The following is a 15,798-nucleotide window of genomic DNA, read 5'->3' as shown; positions in this document are numbered from 1 at the left end:
AACAGGAAGGCGACGAGCATGGTCAACAGGGTTGTAGTAGTGGGCGGCGGCACGTCCGGCTGGATGAGCGCCAGTTATCTCAAGGCCGCGTTCGGCGACCGAATATCGGTCACCGTCGTGGAATCCGACCGGGTGCCCACCATCGGCGTGGGCGAGGCCACTTTCAGCACCGTGCGCCATTTCTTCGAGTACCTGGGACTCAAGGAAACCGACTGGATGCCGGCGTGCAACGCCACCTACAAACTGGGCATTCGCTTCGAGAACTGGGCCGAGCCGGGCAAGCACTTCTACCACCCCTTCGAGCGGCTCCGCGTCGTCGACGGATTCCCGCTGACGGACTGGTGGCTCAAGCAGCGTCCTTCGGAGCGCTTCGACGTCGACAACTTCGTGATGGCGCAGATGGGCGACAACCTGCGCTCCCCGCGCCTGCTCGACGGCACGCTCTTCGAGCAGAGCAACGGTGACCTGGGTCCTGACGGTTCCGTGTTCAAGTCCACCCTCACCGAGCAGGACACGCAGTTCCCGTACGCCTACCAGTTCGACGCCGCGCTGCTCGCGAAGTACCTGACCGAGTACGGCGTGAACCGCGGTGTCCGCCATGTCGTCGACGACGTGGTCGAGACCAAGCTCGACGACCGCGGCTGGATCACTGCCGTCGCCACGAAGGACCACGGCGACCTGGAGGCCGACCTCTTCATCGACTGCACCGGGTTCAAGGGCCTGCTCCTGAACGAGAAGCTGGGCGAGCCCTTCGTCTCCTTCCAGGACACCCTGCCCAACGACCGTGCCGTCGCGCTGCGCGTCCCGCAGGACACGGCCAAGACGGGCATCCGTCCCTACACCACGGCCACCGCCCAGGAGGCCGGCTGGATCTGGACGATCCCGCTCTTCGACCGCATCGGCACGGGCTACGTCTACTCCAGCGACTACTGCGATCCCGAGGAGGCCGAGCGCACGCTGCGCGAGTTCGTCGGCCCGGACGCGGCGGACCTCGAGGCCAACCACATCCGCATGCGGATCGGCCGCAGCCGTAACTCCTGGACGAAGAACTGCGTGGCCATCGGCCTGTCCAGCGGCTTCGTCGAGCCGCTGGAGTCGACCGGGATCTTCTTCATCCAGCACGGCATCGAGCAGCTGGTCAAGCACTTCCCGCAGGAGGACTGGGCGACCCAGCTCCGCGACTCCTACAACACCGCGGTCAACCACTGCATCGACGGTGTCCGGGAGTTCCTGGTGCTGCACTACCGCGCCGCGAAGCGGAACGACACCAAGTACTGGCAGGACGCCAAGAACCGTGCGGTGCCCGACGCCCTTGCCGCGCGCATCGAGCAGTGGAAGACCAAGATGCCCGACGCGGAGACCATCTACCCGCACTACCACGGCTTCGAGTCGTACTCCTACGTCTCGATGCTCCTCGGTCTGCAGGGGCTCCCGCTGCGCGCGCCCGGCGCCCTTGACCTGATGGACGGTTCGGCCGCGGCCGAGGAGTTCGAGCGGGTGCGCGCCACCTCGCGCGAGCTGGTCCAGAACCTGCCCAGTCAGTACGACTACCTCGCCCAGGCCCACTGACACACGGACCCGGCCTTCGGCCCCGCGGCACCCGACCGGTGCCGCGGGGCCGGTCATCGACATATCGACGGAAGGGAACCCGGTGATGCCGGGATGATCGCACACAACGCCCAACCGGCAGCCTCACTCGCCCCCGAGGAACTGCGCGCGCTGATGGCCGGATTCCCGACCGGAGTCACGGTGATCACCGCCTTCGACGCGGCGGGGCGACCCTGGGGGATGACGTGCTCGTCCCTGTGCAGCGTCACGCTCCGGCCGCCGACGCTCCTGGTCTGCGTCAGGAACGGAAGCCCGACCCTCGCCGCCGTACTGGAGGGGGGCCGGTTCGCGGTCAACCTCCTCGATGACGCCGGACGTCCGGCCGCCGAACTGTTCGCATCGGGCGCGGCGGACCGCTTCGACCGCGTGAAGTGGGAGGACGCCCCCGGTGGCGGCGGCCCGCATCTGCCGCACGACGCGCACGCGGTGGCCGACTGCCGGGTCCTGAAGACCGAGACGATCGGCGATCACACCGTGGTCTACGGGCACGTGGAGCAGTCGGTGACGTTCTCGCCCGCCCCGCAGCCGTTGCTCTACGGCCTGCGCAACTATGCAGTCTGGCCCGCGCCATGACCGGCAGACGGGCCGACCGGGAGGTGGCCGTGAAGGCCAAGAAGGTCCGTACCGACCTGGCCTGGTTCGGGGGCGAGCCCGCCTTCGCCGACGACATCAGGGTGGGCACGCCGAACGTACCGGCCAAGGAGCGCTATCTGGAGCTGGTCGGCGAGGCCATCGACCGCCGGTGGCTGAGCAATCTCGGCCCGCTTGTGCAGGAGTTCGAGGGTCTGACGGCGGAGCGGACCCTGCGCCGGCACAACACCGCGACGGGCAACGCGACCGCCGCGCTGCAGGTCGCGGCGAAGGCGTGCGGCGTCACCGGGGAAGTCATCATGCCGTCGTTCACCTTTGCGGCGACGGCCCTCGCGATGAGCTGGATCGGCCTCACGCCGGTGTTCTGCGACATCGACCCGGAGACCGGCACGCTGGACCCCCTCTCGGTCGCCAAGGCGGTGACCCCTCGCACGGGCGGCATCCTCGGCGTCCATCTCTGGGGCAACCTCTGCGACTTGACCGGACTCGACGGCGTGGCCAGGGACGCGGGCGTGCCGCTTCTCTACGACTCTGCGCAGGCGTTCGGCTGCCGGCCCCTGGCGCCGGCCCCCCAGGGGGCGGCGGAGGTGTTCAGCTTCCACGCGACGAAGATCCTGAACACCTTCGAGGGCGGGCTCGTCGCCACCGACGACGACGAGATCCACGCGCGCGTGCGGTCGATGCACAACTTCGGCTTCGACGACGCGATGGAGGTCGCGGGACCGGGGACGAACGCGAAGATGAGCGAGTCGTCGGCGGCGATGGGCATCGCGTCCGTCGAGTGCCTCGACGACACTCTGAGCACCTACAGGTCGCTCCATCTGCGCTACCGGGACGGCCTGGACGAGGTGCCCGGCGTCACCCTGATCGAGGCGCCCGCGGGGCAGACCCACAACCACCAGTACGTCGTCGTACGGGTGGACCCGGGCGCGGCAGGCCTTGACCGCGACCGTCTCTTCGACATCCTCGGCGCGGAGAACATCCGCACCAAGAAGTACTTCGCACCGGGCTGCCACCGCATGCCGCCCTACCGCGACGACGCCGTGCACACACCGCTCGACCTGCCGGCGACCGAGGAGCTCGCGGGGCGTGTGCTCGCCCTGCCGATCGGGCTCTCGGTGGCGCCGGACGACGTGGACCTGATCTGTGACGTGATCGCGGCCGCGGTCCGCCACGCCTAGCGGACCGCGGCCCCCGGGTCAGCGCGACTGCCGCCGCTCGGCGGAGCCGACGTCGGCCACGAGACCCTCGATGTGCTCGGCGGCGCGGCGGGGCCCGTTCTGCGCGCGGTACTCCTCGCCGAGCTGCCGGGCCCGCTTGCGGAAGCCGGGCTCGGTGAGCACGCGCCGTACCGCCGCCCGCAGTTGGGTCTCCAGGTCGTCGCCCTCCTTGAGGTGCACACCGGCGCCGGACCAGCCGACGTGGGCGCCGACCTCGTTCTTGTCCTCGGTGGCGGAGGCCACGACGAGCGGTACGCCGTTGCTCAGGGCCGCGGTGACACCGCCGTACCCACCGTTGGTGACCAGGAGGTCGGCGTGCGGCAGGAGATGGTGGTACGGCACGAACCGCTCCACCCGTACGTTCTTCGGCAGCGGGCCCAGGTCGAGCTGCTCGGGCGGCACGCCGGTGGTGGTGACGATCAGGGCGTCGAGGTCGGAGAGCGCGCGGATCGCGGGCAGCAGCAGCCGCTCGGGTTCATTGGCCACGGTGCCCTGCGTCAGGTGCACCACGGTGTCGTACGCCTTCAAGTCGTCCCACCAGTGCGGAGGTTGGAACTCATCGGTGGGCTCGCCGGTGATGGGGCCGACGAAGCGGGTCTGGGGGAGCAGGTCGCTGCGGGGGTACTCGAAGGACGGCACCGTCCCGAGGAGGTAAAGCGACGGCATGCGGATGATGTTCTCGAAGGCGCCGGCGTCGATCCGCTCGAGGCCCACCTGGGCACGCGTCTTGTCGGCCTCCCGCCGCAGCTCGCGCATGATGATGTGGTCCCCGGTCCACTTCAGCATCCGGTTGCGCAGGCGCCCGAGGACGGTGGCGCTCGGCCGCAGGCCCATGCCGAACGGCGCGGTGTCCCGGCTGCTGAGGGTGTAGATCGACGTGGCCATCCAGACCAGCGGAATTCCTGTCTTCTCGCTGAGGAATCCGCCGGCGTACGTGGTCTCGTCGGTGACCACCACGTCGGGGCGCAATTCCTCGGCCAGCGCCGTCAGATCCCGGAGTTGGTCGGGTGCGGTGCCGAAAAACACGTCACGGAAGACGGCGACCATTCCCTTGGTTCCGGTGAGACCTTCGTGGTGGGGGAATGCCTCGTCGTGCGTCATTCCGCCGTAGTCGAATCCGGAGACGATCGGAGAGAACCGGGCGCCGGTCTTTTTGACGCGTGCCTCGAATGCCTTCCCTGTGTACCAGGTCACTTCGTTTCCACGGCGCACGAGTTCCTTCACCACATGCATCATCACATTGACGTGGCCTTCGGCCGGCGCCGTCGCCACGAGGATATTCACCACGGTTTTGCCCCCACTTTTTCTCGGCCGATCGTCACTATGTGCGGAACGTTAACCCAGCGGGCGATCGCTCAGGACTGTTCGTTCAGCGGGTGCCCGCGGGCCCAACTGGCCGGAAAGGGCGGGCGGTCTGCCCAGGTCTTGCCGGATGTGCTACCAATAGGTTGTCAGCCAACACATTGCCAGCCAACGCTGGGGCTGTGAACAGGAAACCGGTAGACCCCGACCCACCGAGCGCAGTCGAGGACAAGGACAAGCATGACTATCTCGAACGAAGCATCCCGCCTGGCCGGAGCGCTGAGCCGCGCCGTGGCAGGACCGGTGCTGCAGCCCAACGACACGGGATTCGCCGATGAGTTGGCGAGTTTCCAGCTCGGTCTGCGGCACCGTCCCGACCTCGTGGTCGGGGCGCGGGATGCCGACGACGTCCGGGCCGTCGTGCGCTTCGCCGGCGAGAACGGGGTTCCGCTCACCGTGCACAGCACCGGACACGGGATGCGCCTGGCCGCCGACGGCGGGATCGTGCTGACGGTGCGTCGGCTGAACGGCGTCGTGGTCGACCCCATCGACCGCACCGCCCGTGTCGAAGGCGGCACGTCCTGGGGCGATGTCGCGGCGGCCGCCGCGCCGCACGGTCTGGTGCCGCCCAGTGGCAGCATGGCGAGCGTCGGTGCCGTCGGCTACACCTTCGGGGGCGGGATCAGTCTGCTCGGCCGATCGGACGGCTGGGCAAGCGACTTCGTCCGTTCGTTCACGGTCGTGACCGCGGACGGCGAGGAGCGCCAGGTCGACGAGAACGACGTCGAGACCTTCGCCCGGCTGCGCGGCACCGGACCCCTGCCGGGCGAGGTCGTCACCGCGATGACCATCCGCCTGCTGCCCGAAGGCGCCCTGCAGGGCGGCGGATTGACCTTCGACATCGGGGCGTCGGACGCAGAGGGCGACTCCGCGGTGCTCCACGCGTTCCGCGAGTGGACGGCGGGCGCGCCCGACGAAATCACCTCCACGCTGCGGGTGATGGCCTTCCCCGACGGCGACTTCCTGCCCCCGCCGCTGCGCGGCCGGCGTATCGCGCGCGTCGCGATCGCGATGCGCGGCACGGCCGATGACGCCGACCGTCTGGTGGCTCCGCTGCGCAAGGCGGCGGAGACGATCGAGGACACCCTGGCGCCGATGCCGTTCACCGAATCGGCCCGTGTGCACGCCGAACCGGACACCCCTGGCCCGTACATCGGCGAGAACGTCCTGATCGACACGCTCGACCCGACGGCGCTCGAGACCCTGGCGCAGCCGAACGGCCACACCATGGTGATCACGAACATCCGTCACCTCGGCGGTGCGCTCTCCCGTACGCCCAAGGTCCCGGACACCGTGCGCGGGCGCGACGCCCGCTACCTCGTCGCGGCGATCTCCCCGGTGGACCCGGAGGTGTCGGTCTCCGACCCGTCCGCCGCCCACGAACAGGCAAGCCCCGCATGGGCACTTGAACCGTTCGTCCCCGCACAGGTCGGCGTCAGCCCGGCCTTCACCGTCGGGCCGCGCGGCAAGAACTGACACCGCCACGCAGGAAGAAGCTCCGGTCGCAGTGGGTGATCCCGAACGACACCCACTCCGGCCGGAGCTTCGTCGTGTCCGCGGCGGCGCGGGCGCGGTACCGGGGCGGGAGAGCGTGCGGTAGCGGGGCGGGAACGGATGGGGAACGGGCTGGTAGCGGCGCCCGGCAGGGTGTCCGTACAGCACCGGAACCACTGCCAGGGGGATGTTCGCCAATGCTCTCCACGTCCTTAGCGTCCGCCCGCACATCCACCGCCGCCCGCGGCACGTCCCAGTCCCCCCAGCGGATCGCCCAGAACCTGGTCGCGCTCGGACTGCTCTACGACGAGCTGGCCAACACCCTCACCCACGCGCCGTCCCGCAGGACCGCGGGGAAGGTGCGGGAACGGGGCACACCCGGCATCCCGCTCAACACCCAGGTCCTCGACATCAGGAGCGACATCCGTACGGTCCTGACGAGTTGGGCCGCGCTCGTCTGCGAGCAGCGGAGCGTCCCGGCCCCGGCCCGCGACACCTCGGCGCTCACCGCCTTCCTCGTCGGCCACGCCGACTGGCTGACCGGGCACGAGGCGGCGCAGGACATCGCCACCGAGACGGACGACCTGGTGCGGCTCGCCTGGTCGGCGCTGTCCGACCGCCGCGACGGCAGCGTGCCCGTCGGCACCTGCGTACGGCCCGGCTGCGAGGGGGAGTTGGTGGCACACCTCTCCCCGCGCACGCCCACCGGGCGGGCCGCCATCGTCTGCTCCGCGGACCCCGCACACTCCTGGCGGCCGGACGCCTGGCACACCCTGACCTCGCCCCGTCCGCGTACCGCCCAGAGCGTGGGGCTCACCGCACAGGACATCTCGGCGGGCTGGCAGATCGCGTCCGGCACCGTGTACTGGCTGGCCAACACGCATCAGTGGCGGCGACGCAAGGACGGGCGGCGCGTTCTCTACGACCGCGACGACGTCCTGACCACCATGCGGTCCCGCGACAAGGTGGTGACCGCCCCATGACGTACTACACGACGGCACGAGAGCCGCTACAGATCGACACCGTCCTCTTCGACCTCGACGGCACGCTGGTGGACACCCTCAGCGACATCGAGGAGGTCGTCAATCGCGCACTGGGCGAACACCGGCTGCCCGCCCTGACCCGCTCCGAGGTGAGCGAACGGGTCGGTGAAGGCGGGACCGCGCTCGTCGAGGCGTCGATGCGCAAGAGCCGACGCGACCACGACCCCGCGCTGGTGGCGCGCGTGTACCAGGCCTACCTCGCCGGGTACGCGCGTCAACCGGCTGCCAGGGCACGCCTGTACCCCGGGGCCGATGCGCTCCTGCGCCGGCTGCGCACGGCCGGAGTCCGGGTCGCCCTCTGCACCAACAAGTCCCGTCACGTGACGGCGCCGCTCCTCGCCGCGGTCGGGCTCGACACCTGCTTCGACGCGGTGGTGACCGGCGACGGCCCCGAGCGCCGCAAGCCCGCCCCCGACCCGCTGCTCAGCGCGCTGAGGCTGGTCGGCGGCTCGTCCGCGCTGATGGTCGGCGACAGCGTCTACGACCTGCGCGCCGCACAGGCCGCGGGCATGCCCGTCGCCTGGGTCAGTTTCGGCTACGGCACGCACCACGGCGCCGCACCGCCGGACCTGGAACTAGACGGCCTCGACGACCTGGAGACGGCCGCACGAGCGGCCGGCATCCACGTCCGGGCCGCCTGAGGCCCCCCGAGGCATCACACCTCACGCCCGCCCTGCACCGGCCGCCGTGCATCGGGTGTCTTGCGCCGGGCGTCTTGGGCTGGCCGTTGTGTGCCGGGGGTCGTGCACCGGGGGTCGTGCACCGGGCGTCGTGCACCGGGCGTCCTGCACTGGCCGTCCTGCACTGGCCGTCCCGCACCTGCCACCCCGTACCCGCCACCCCGTACCCGCCACCCCGTACCGACCGTCCCACACCGGCCATCCCGCACCTGCCGTCCCGCACCGAGCGTCTTGCACTGGCCGTCCTGCACCGGGCGTCCCGCACCTGCCATCCCGCACCGACTCCCTGGACCGGCCGATCCGCACCCGTCACCCCGCACCGACCGCCCTGCACCGGCCGTCCCGCACCCGTCACCCCGCACCGACCGCACCGCACCCCACACCCGCCACACACAGGATCGGCTATCGACGTGAGACTCACAGAAGAGACCGCGGAGTCACGTGATGTGTCTCCCCAGGCCCTCCCCGCCCCCGCCGATGGCGACGCGCCTGCCGACCGCCGGACGGTTCTTCGGCGTCGGCGCGTCGGATACGGGCTGCTCGTCGTGGTGCCGGCCGTCGCCGGTGTCCTCGCGCTGGTCGAGGCGGGACGGGGCGGGGACGGGGGCGGCGGGGGCGGGCACGGTCCCGGGGCCTCCACCACCGCGGTGCTGCTGCTCGCCGCGGCGGCCGTACTCGTTGTGGCACGCGGCGCCGGAGCGCTCGCGGAGCGGCTCGGCCAGCCCCGGGTCATCGGCGAGATCTGCGCGGGACTCGCCCTGGGGCCCACGCTCCTTGGCCGGCTCGCGCCGGACGTGTTCTCGTGGATCTTCCCGAAGCCGGTGGTGACGGGGCTCGACGCACTGGCCCAACTCGGCCTTGTCCTCTTCATGTTCGGCGTGGGACAGGAACTGTCCCAGGCACGCGGGACGGCCCGCGAGGCGCAGGGCGCGCCGCTCGTGACCCTCGCGTCCTTCCTGGTCCCGTTCGCGACCGGGGCCGCGCTGGCGCTGTGGCTGTTCCCGCGCTACGAGGGGGTCTCCTCCGAACCCACCGCCTTTGCCCTGTTCCTGGGCTGCGCGCTCAGCGTGACCGCCTTTCCCGTGCTCGCCCGCATCCTCGCCGACCTCGGACTTCTGGGGAGCAAGACGGGCCGGCTCAGCCTCTACGCCGCGGCGGTCGGTGACGGCGTCTGCTGGCTGGTGCTCACCGTGGCCCTCGCCCTGGCGCAGGGCGACGGGCCGGGTACGACATGGCAGACACTGCTGCTCTCGCTCGTCGCCACGGCGGTCCTGCTCGGTCCGGTACGGGCAGGCCTCAAGAGGGTGCTCGAAGGACCCTTGGGCCGCTCGCCCGCCGCGGTCCTCACGCTGTGCACCGCGGGCGTGGCCGTTTCGGCCGGTCTCACGGCGCAGCTCGGCATCCACCAGCTCATCGGGGCGTTCCTCTTTGGCCTCGCCTGGCCGACCACCTTCCGCGGACAGTCCGGCGAGGCGCAGTCGGCCGCCGTCCACACCTTGGCGCAGCTCCTTCTCCCGTTCTTCTTCCTGGGGTTCGGCCTCTCCCTCGACCTCGGTGCACTCTCCCTCGACTGGGGGAACGTGCTGCTCCTGTGCGGGATGCTCGTCGCCGCCATGCTCTCCAAGATCCTCGGTGCGGGCCTCGCGGGATGGCTGTCCGGCCTGACGCGTACGGACTCACTGGTGCTCGGCGTCCTGATGAACACGCGCGGCCTGACCGAACTGGTCGTGCTCGGCATCGGGCACCAGGCGGGAGTGATCGACGACCAGCTGTTCGCGGTGCTCGTGCTCGTCACCCTCGTCACGACGGCCATGACAGGGCCGGGGCTGCGGCTGATACAGGCGGTCGTCCGAAAGTAAACCTTGACCGAGGCTCGCCGAAGTCTATGGTCTGGACTAATCGGCCACCGTGCACATCCGGCCACGGCCGCCCCACGAGAGCACTTCACGCCGCACACCCCCACGAAGCACCGCCGTGAAGGAGTACGCATGGACAGAAAGCGGAAGACCGCCGCCGCGATCGGCGCGGGCCTGGCACCGGTCCTCGCCCTCACCCTGCCGACCGGTTCGGCCAGCGCGCACGGGTACGTCAACGCGCCGGCGAGCCGTCAGGCGCAGTGCGCCGCGGGCACGGTGGCGTGCGGCGAGATCAAGTACGAACCGCAGAGCGTCGAGGGGCCCAAGGGGCTGCGCAGCTGCAGCGGCGGCAACGCCAGGTTCGCGGAGCTCGACGACGACAGCAAGGGCTGGCGGGTCAGCGACGTCAGCAGGACGCAGACCTTCACCTGGACGTTCACCGCGCGGCACCGCACCGCGAACTACGAGTACTTCGTCGACGGCACGAAGGTCGCCACCATCGACGGCGGCAACCAGCAGCCTCCCGCCACCGTCTCCCACCAGGTCAATCTGGGCAGCGCGACCGGCAGGCACAAGGTGCTCGCCGTGTGGAACATCGGCGACACGTCGAACGCCTTCTACGCCTGCATCGACGTCAACATCCGCTAGACACAAGGGCCGTGACGGTCAGCCAGCCCCCCCTGGCACCTCCGCATCGCACCTTTCCCGTCACGGCCCTATGAACCGACACCCCCTGTCGCTACCCTCCGCCGCATGATTTCCACGGTGGTCTGGGGCACCGGCAACGTCGGCCGCGCGGCCATCCGTGCCGTCGACGCCCATCCCGCGCTGAAGCTCACGGCCGTCCTTGTCCACGATCCCGGCAAGGTCGGCCGCGACGCGGGCGAACTGAGCGATCTCGCCGTCGAGTTGGGAGTGACGGCGACCGACGACATCACGGCGGTGCTCGCCGCGGGCCCCCGCGCAGTCGTCTACGCGGCGTCGGGCGACATCCGCCCCGACGAGGCGCTCGCCGACGTCTGCAGAGCGATCAGGGCAGGTGCGGTGGTCGTCACGCCGGCGCTCTACGCCCTCTACGACCATCGCAGCGCCCCGCCCGAGCTGCGGGACCCGGTGCTCGCCGCCGTCGCGGACGGCGGCGGCTCCCTGTTCGTCTCCGGCGTCGACCCCGGCTGGGCCAACGACGTACTGCCCCTCCTTGTCAGTGGGCTCGGCAGTACCGTCGACGCGATCCGCTGCCAGGAGATCTTCGACTACTCCACCTACGACCAGCCCGAATCGGTCCGCTACCTGGTCGGCATGGGCCAGCCCATGGACTACGAACCGCTGATGCTCGCGCCCACCGTCCCGACGACGGTGTGGGGCGGGCAGCTACGGCTGATGGCCAGGGCGCTCGGCGCCGAACTCGACGAGATCCGCGAGTCGTTGGAGCGCCGCGCGCTCGACGCCACGGTGCACACCCGGACGATGGGCGAGTTCGCTGCGGGCACCCAGGGCGCGGTCCGCTTCGAGGTGCAGGGCATCGTCGACGGCTTACCCCGCATCGTCGTCGAGCACATCACCCGCATCCACCCCTCCTGCGCACCGGACTGGCCCGCACCGCCGGACGGTTCCGGCGTCCACCGGGTGATCATCGAGGGCCGCCCGCGCATCGAGGTCTCGGTCGAGGCCGCCGACGAGGGCGAGAACCGGTCAGCGGGCGGCAACGCCACCGCGGTCGGCCGCCTGGTGAACGCCGTCGACTGGCTGGCAGACGCGGAACCGGGCCTGTACGACGCACTCGACGTACCGCTGCGCCCCGCGGCGGGCAAGCTCGGCGGCAGCGACCTCAAGAGGAGCAGGCCATGATGATCGACATCCCCGAGGGCCAGGACCCGATCGGCTACGTATGGGGCGAACTGGTCCCCGGCATAGGACCAGCGGCGGCAACCTTCTCCCTCTCCGTCTACGAACACACCACCCTGGAATTACGGGAGTTCGAGGCCGCGCGGCTGCGCATCGCGCAGATCAACGGCTGCCTCTTCTGCCTCGACTGGCGCACCGAGAGGGACGGGCACAAGGTCGAGGCGGAGTTCGCCGACGCGGTGACCCGCTGGCGGACCACCGACGCCTTCGACGACCGCACCCGGCTCGCCGCCGAGTACGCGGAGCGGTACGCCCTGGACCACCACGGCCTCGACGACGATTTCTGGACACGCATGACCGCGCACTACACCCAGCGCGAGATCGTGGAACTGACGATGAGCATCGGCGCCTGGCTCTCCTTCGGCCGCCTCAACCACGTACTCGGCCTCGACACGGTGTGTGTGCTGCCGGGGCACTGAGGCGGCCCCTGCCGGACAGACTCAGGCATGCAGCGTGGGCCGGTAGATGAGTTCCTGGATGTGGCCGTCGAGGGTGTGGTGCTCGATCAGCTCGAGGTCGAAGTCGGCCGCTCCACGGAAGACCGGGTCGAGGCCGGTCTGGCCGGTGATCACAGGGAACAGTGTCACCTGGACGCGGTCGACCAGGCCGGCGGCCATCAGCGCCCGGTTCATCGACAGGCTGCCGTGCGAGCGCAGCGGTACCGCGGACTCCTCCTTGAGACGGGCGACGACGTCGACGGCGTCGCCGTTCGCGACGTTCGCATCCGGCCAGTCGAGAGGGCCCTCCAGCGTGGTCGACACCACCGTCGCCGGCAGGTTCCGCATGCGGGTGACCCATGGGTCGCGCACCTCCGACTCCTCGGTGCTCGATGCCAGCATCTGCGCGAACGCCCGGTACGTGTTGGCGCCGAAGACCATCCGCTGCTCCTCTTCGTACAGGGCGAGGCGGTGGTCGAGGAGTTCGGGGCCCTGCTTGCCCCAGTAGCCGGTCCATGTGCCGCCGGCGCCGCCGAAGCCGTCGAGGCTGGAGAAGACGTCGAATGTGTAGGTGGCGGTCATGGTGCTCTCCTCGAGTGGAGCGGGTCAGGTCATGAGCAGCTGTTTCCTTGCCAGAGTCACATCGAAGTCCCCCTTCGGATACCGCGGATCCAGCGCGTTCAGATGTTCCAGGAGCAGCTTGCTGATGGCCCAGTTGCGGTACCACTTGCGGTCCGCCGGGATGAGGAACCACGGGGCGTGCGTCGTGGAGCAGCGCTCCAGGGCGATTTCGTACGCCACCCGGTAGGCGGGCCACACGGCGCGTTCCTCGATGTCGCCCGGGTTGAACTTCCAGTGTTTGTCGGGGTTGTCGACGCGTTCGAGCAGGCGGCGGCGCTGCTGTTCGTACGAGATGTGCAGGAAGCACTTGATGACCGTGACGCCGTCGTCGGCCAGGGAGCGTTCGAAGCGGTTGATCTGGCCGTAGCGGCGGCCCAGTTGGCTGCGCGGGACCAGGTCGCGCACCCGGGCGATGAGGACGTCCTCGTAGTGCGAGCGGTCGAAGATGCCGATCTCGCCGGGGTGGGGGAGCGCCTGCATGATGCGCCACAGGAACGGGTGGTTCAGCTCCTCGGCCGTGGGGGTCTTGAACGCCTTGATGCGGCAGCCGGAGGGGTTGAACAGGCCGATGACGTGCTTGACCGTGCCGCCCTTGCCGCTGGTGTCCATGCCCTGGAGGACGAGCAGGACGCGGCGGCGGTCGCCCGCCGTGCTCGCCGCGTAGAGCCGCTCCTGGAGGTCCGCGAGGCGCTCACCCATCTGGGCGGTGGCCCGGACTCCTGCTGCCTTGTCCGCGGGTCCTGCCGGGGTCGCGGCCGCGTCGTACGCGGAGAGGTCCACGCGCTCGCCCTCGGGGATCCGCAACAGCTCGCGCAGCTGGGCGGGGGGCTTCCTCGCTCCCTCACCCCGCTTCTTCTTCGTGCCCTTCGTGTCCTTCGTGCCTTTCTTGGTCTTCGCCACTGAGCGGTCCCTTCCGGTGGTCTTCCCCGATCGTGCGACGCGGGAGCCGGGGCCCGCCACTCAGCTTGAGCCTTGTCGGGCAATCCAGGACCCCCTGAGGGCCTGCGCGCAGGATTCCGTACCCGCATGGCCGGGCCCCGGAAAACCCGGTGCTCGCGCCGGACCGGCCCCTACGATGAGCATCGCCGGTCACTGTCGGGGGAGAGGAACAGGCGTGGAAGTCAACGTCACGTTCGGCGACGGCACGGCCGGCACGGAAGCGGACGGCGCCGAATCGGCCATGTCGCTGTCCCGCTGGCTCATGGCGGAGCCCGAACTCCGCGGCCACGCAAGGGTTTCCACCGGGGCGACGCGCGGGGCCCGCGGCCACATGGGCGACGGTCTGGAACTCGTCAACGTCGTACTCGCCAACAGCATCGCCCTGGCCGGCCTGATCACCGCGGTCGCCGCCTGGCGCGGCTCGCGGCCGCGCCCGCCGCAGGTGCGCCTCGAACGGGACGGCGTCGTGGTCACGTTGCGGGACAGCTCCCCGGAGCAGGTCGAGCAGATCCTGCGGATGTGGAACGCGACCGCCGCGCCCGCGCCCGTCGCGTCGGACGGGGACAGCGAGTAGCCGTGGCCCTGCTGTCGGACCCGGCCCGCTCCGAGGCCGTCCTGATCGGCGTCCACACGTACGCCAACCTGGAGAATCTGCCCGCCGTCGCCCAGAACCTGGAGGGGCTGCGCGAGGCGCTGACCGACCCCGGTGTGTGGGGACTGCCCGACGAGGCCTGCACGGTGATCGCCCAGCCGGACGGTGTGGGCGACATTCTCGACACCGTCCGGGAGAAGGCGCGCCGGGCCGAGGACACCCTGCTCGTCTACTACGCCGGCCACGGTCTGACGGACCCGCACACCGACGAGCTGTATCTCGCCATGCCCGGATCGGACCGCGAGCGCGAGTACACCTCGCTGCGCTACGAATACCTGCGCCGGGCCGTCCTCGACCAACAGGCCCACGCCCGGCGCACGGTGGTGATCCTCGACTGCTGCTACAGCGGCCGCGCCCTCCTCGGCAAGATGAGCGCGAGCACGCACATCGCCGACCAGGCCGTGGTCGAGGGCACCTGCCTGCTCACGGCATCCGCGGAGACCCGCCCCGCGCTGTCCCCGCCCGGCGAGCGGTACACCGCGTTCACCGGCGAGCTCATCGCCACCCTCACCGGGGGTGTTCCCGACCGGCCCGACCCGCTGGACATGGACACCCTCTACCGGCATGTGCACCGCACGCTGGCCGGCAAGTCCCGCCCGCTGCCGCAGCAGCGCAACCGCAATCTCGGCGGCTTCATCGCCATCGCCCGCAACCGCGCGGCGACGCCGACACCGCCACCGCCCGTCGTCGGGCTGAGCGAGGCCGAGAAGCGACTGGCCCAGATGGAGCAGCGCTCGGAACAACTGCGCCTGGAGAACGAACAGTTGAGGCTGGAGGCCGAGCGCCGCGCCCGCGAGACGGTGGAGACCGCGCAGCGCCTGGCCAGTGCCGTGACGGCTACGGCCGAGCCGGGGTTCGAGCCGTTCTGGTTCGCCGTGCCGGTGCCGCGTCCGCTCTTCGGCGAGGACGGCTCGCTCCAGCCGGTGGCGGAGCTGCTGCCGGGCACCTGGTATCTGGCCTTGGAGCAGCGGGGGATGGGCCTGGTCGCACGGAGCGACGACGGCAAGACGCGGGGGTTCATCCTCGACCTCGCGGGGATCCAGCGGGGCGACGCCGACTCGTACACCGCCGCCGCGGAGTCGGGCTCCCCGCAAGGAACGAAGGCCGCGGCGGACGCGAAGAGGCGTACCGAGGAGACCGTGCGCGCGGCCGAACGGCTCGCCGACGCCGTGGCCGCGGATCCGGATCCGGACTTCGAGATGTTCTGGTTCGCGGTGCCGGTGGCGCGTCCGCTGATGAGTGACAGCGGGGCCCTGGAAGTCGTGGGGGAGTTGCTGCCCGGCACGTGGTACCTGGCCGTCGAGCGACGGGGGCAGGGGCTTCTTGCGATGACGCAGGAGGGCCGCAGGGGTTTTCTGCTTGATACGTCGGGCATTCAGCGGGGCTGAGT

General features: G+C 70.4%; 15 protein-coding genes. 12 read left to right on the top strand and 3 right to left on the bottom strand.

The features are described 5' to 3' along the window. Nucleotides 1–18: 18 nt before the first annotated feature. From AB0G47_RS26630 to AB0G47_RS26620, 3 genes are all read left to right on the top strand, one after another. Complete coding sequence (locus AB0G47_RS26630; protein WP_360774731.1) at nucleotides 19–1,569, top strand: tryptophan halogenase family protein; 1,551 nt, start codon at nucleotides 19–21, stop codon at nucleotides 1,567–1,569. Between the two features lie 93 nt (nucleotides 1,570–1,662). Further along, nucleotides 1,663–2,181 (top strand): flavin reductase family protein, encoded by a 519-nt coding sequence (locus AB0G47_RS26625; RefSeq protein ID WP_360774729.1) that lies wholly within the window; start codon nucleotides 1,663–1,665, stop codon nucleotides 2,179–2,181. Beyond that, nucleotides 2,178–3,380 carry a DegT/DnrJ/EryC1/StrS family aminotransferase gene (locus AB0G47_RS26620; protein WP_360774727.1) on the top strand — a complete coding sequence of 401 codons (1,203 nt, stop codon included), beginning with the start codon at nucleotides 2,178–2,180 and terminating at the stop codon, nucleotides 3,378–3,380. The genes AB0G47_RS26625 and AB0G47_RS26620 overlap by 4 nt, the downstream gene beginning before the upstream one ends. Nucleotides 3,381–3,398: 18 nt before the next feature. On the opposite strand, the gene AB0G47_RS26615 is transcribed toward AB0G47_RS26620, so the two are convergent. Further along, on the bottom strand, nucleotides 3,399–4,706 hold the full coding sequence (locus AB0G47_RS26615) for a glycosyltransferase (protein ID WP_360774724.1): 1,308 nt from the start codon (nucleotides 4,704–4,706) through the stop codon (nucleotides 3,399–3,401). A 255-nt stretch (nucleotides 4,707–4,961) separates the two neighbouring features. Between AB0G47_RS26615 and AB0G47_RS26610 the strand changes: the two genes are divergently transcribed. The 7 genes from AB0G47_RS26610 (at nucleotide 4,962) to AB0G47_RS26580 (ending at nucleotide 12,178) form a co-directional block, all read left to right on the top strand. Then, the gene (locus AB0G47_RS26610; RefSeq protein ID WP_360774721.1) at nucleotides 4,962–6,257 is read left to right on the top strand and encodes an FAD-binding oxidoreductase; all 1,296 of its coding nucleotides are present in this window, start codon (nucleotides 4,962–4,964) and stop codon (nucleotides 6,255–6,257) included. A 215-nt stretch (nucleotides 6,258–6,472) separates the two neighbouring features. Continuing rightward, entirely contained in the window at nucleotides 6,473–7,258 is a 786-nt protein-coding gene (locus AB0G47_RS26605; RefSeq protein ID WP_360774718.1) for a hypothetical protein, read from the top strand. Beyond that, nucleotides 7,255–7,959 (top strand): HAD-IA family hydrolase, encoded by a 705-nt coding sequence (locus AB0G47_RS26600; RefSeq protein ID WP_360774715.1) that lies wholly within the window; start codon nucleotides 7,255–7,257, stop codon nucleotides 7,957–7,959. Before AB0G47_RS26605 ends, AB0G47_RS26600 begins: the two co-directional genes overlap by 4 nt. 449 nt (nucleotides 7,960–8,408) lie before the next feature. Further along, nucleotides 8,409–9,857 carry a cation:proton antiporter gene (locus AB0G47_RS26595; RefSeq protein WP_360774712.1) on the top strand — a complete coding sequence of 483 codons (1,449 nt, stop codon included), beginning with the start codon at nucleotides 8,409–8,411 and terminating at the stop codon, nucleotides 9,855–9,857. A 129-nt stretch (nucleotides 9,858–9,986) separates the two neighbouring features. After that, nucleotides 9,987–10,502 carry a lytic polysaccharide monooxygenase auxiliary activity family 9 protein gene (locus AB0G47_RS26590; protein WP_266872512.1) on the top strand — a complete coding sequence of 172 codons (516 nt, stop codon included), beginning with the start codon at nucleotides 9,987–9,989 and terminating at the stop codon, nucleotides 10,500–10,502. A gap of 105 nt (nucleotides 10,503–10,607) precedes the next feature. Continuing rightward, nucleotides 10,608–11,702: a dihydrodipicolinate reductase gene (locus AB0G47_RS26585; RefSeq protein WP_360774709.1), complete on the top strand. Its 1,095-nt coding sequence runs from the start codon at nucleotides 10,608–10,610 to the stop codon at nucleotides 11,700–11,702. Beyond that, nucleotides 11,699–12,178, top strand: a complete 480-nt coding sequence (locus AB0G47_RS26580) for a carboxymuconolactone decarboxylase family protein (RefSeq protein ID WP_360774706.1) — start codon at nucleotides 11,699–11,701, stop codon at nucleotides 12,176–12,178. The genes AB0G47_RS26585 and AB0G47_RS26580 overlap by 4 nt, the downstream gene beginning before the upstream one ends. Nucleotides 12,179–12,199: 21 nt before the next feature. On the opposite strand, the gene AB0G47_RS26575 is transcribed toward AB0G47_RS26580, so the two are convergent. Continuing rightward, nucleotides 12,200–12,778, bottom strand: coding sequence for a dihydrofolate reductase family protein (locus AB0G47_RS26575; protein WP_360774704.1), 579 nt, complete (start codon nucleotides 12,776–12,778; stop codon nucleotides 12,200–12,202). A gap of 24 nt (nucleotides 12,779–12,802) precedes the next feature. Further along, a complete protein-coding gene (locus AB0G47_RS26570) occupies nucleotides 12,803–13,633 on the bottom strand; it encodes a PPK2 family polyphosphate kinase (protein WP_360775127.1) in 831 nt (276 codons plus the stop codon). A 298-nt stretch (nucleotides 13,634–13,931) separates the two neighbouring features. Between AB0G47_RS26570 and AB0G47_RS26565 the strand changes: the two genes are divergently transcribed. Next, on the top strand, nucleotides 13,932–14,330 hold the full coding sequence (locus tag AB0G47_RS26565; protein WP_360774701.1) for a hypothetical protein: 399 nt from the start codon (nucleotides 13,932–13,934) through the stop codon (nucleotides 14,328–14,330). A gap of 2 nt (nucleotides 14,331–14,332) precedes the next feature. Then, nucleotides 14,333–15,796 (top strand): caspase family protein, encoded by a 1,464-nt coding sequence (locus AB0G47_RS26560; protein WP_360774698.1) that lies wholly within the window; start codon nucleotides 14,333–14,335, stop codon nucleotides 15,794–15,796. Nucleotides 15,797–15,798: the final 2 nt, after the last annotated feature.

Source organism: Streptomyces sp. NPDC021622 (genome assembly GCF_040640795.1).
GTDB lineage: Bacteria > Actinomycetota > Actinomycetes > Streptomycetales > Streptomycetaceae > Streptomyces.
The sequence above is the reverse complement of the archived record's forward strand: the minus strand, read 5'-3'. Positions and strand labels throughout refer to the sequence as shown.

What these genes read in the sequence shown, in the direction of transcription:
- AB0G47_RS26630 (WP_360774731.1), top strand. Translation starts at nt 19, where the DNA reads ATGGTCAACAGGGTTGTAGTAGTGGGCGGCGGCACGTCCGGCTGGATG.
- AB0G47_RS26625 (WP_360774729.1), top strand. Translation starts at nt 1,663, where the DNA reads ATGATCGCACACAACGCCCAACCGGCAGCCTCACTCGCCCCCGAGGAA.
- AB0G47_RS26620 (WP_360774727.1), top strand. Translation starts at nt 2,178, where the DNA reads ATGACCGGCAGACGGGCCGACCGGGAGGTGGCCGTGAAGGCCAAGAAG.
- AB0G47_RS26610 (WP_360774721.1), top strand. Translation starts at nt 4,962, where the DNA reads ATGACTATCTCGAACGAAGCATCCCGCCTGGCCGGAGCGCTGAGCCGC.
- AB0G47_RS26605 (WP_360774718.1), top strand. Translation starts at nt 6,473, where the DNA reads ATGCTCTCCACGTCCTTAGCGTCCGCCCGCACATCCACCGCCGCCCGC.
- AB0G47_RS26600 (WP_360774715.1), top strand. Translation starts at nt 7,255, where the DNA reads ATGACGTACTACACGACGGCACGAGAGCCGCTACAGATCGACACCGTC.
- AB0G47_RS26590 (WP_266872512.1), top strand. Translation starts at nt 9,987, where the DNA reads ATGGACAGAAAGCGGAAGACCGCCGCCGCGATCGGCGCGGGCCTGGCA.
- AB0G47_RS26585 (WP_360774709.1), top strand. Translation starts at nt 10,608, where the DNA reads ATGATTTCCACGGTGGTCTGGGGCACCGGCAACGTCGGCCGCGCGGCC.
- AB0G47_RS26580 (WP_360774706.1), top strand. Translation starts at nt 11,699, where the DNA reads ATGATGATCGACATCCCCGAGGGCCAGGACCCGATCGGCTACGTATGG.
- AB0G47_RS26575 (WP_360774704.1), bottom strand. Translation starts at nt 12,778, where the DNA reads ATGACCGCCACCTACACATTCGACGTCTTCTCCAGCCTCGACGGCTTC.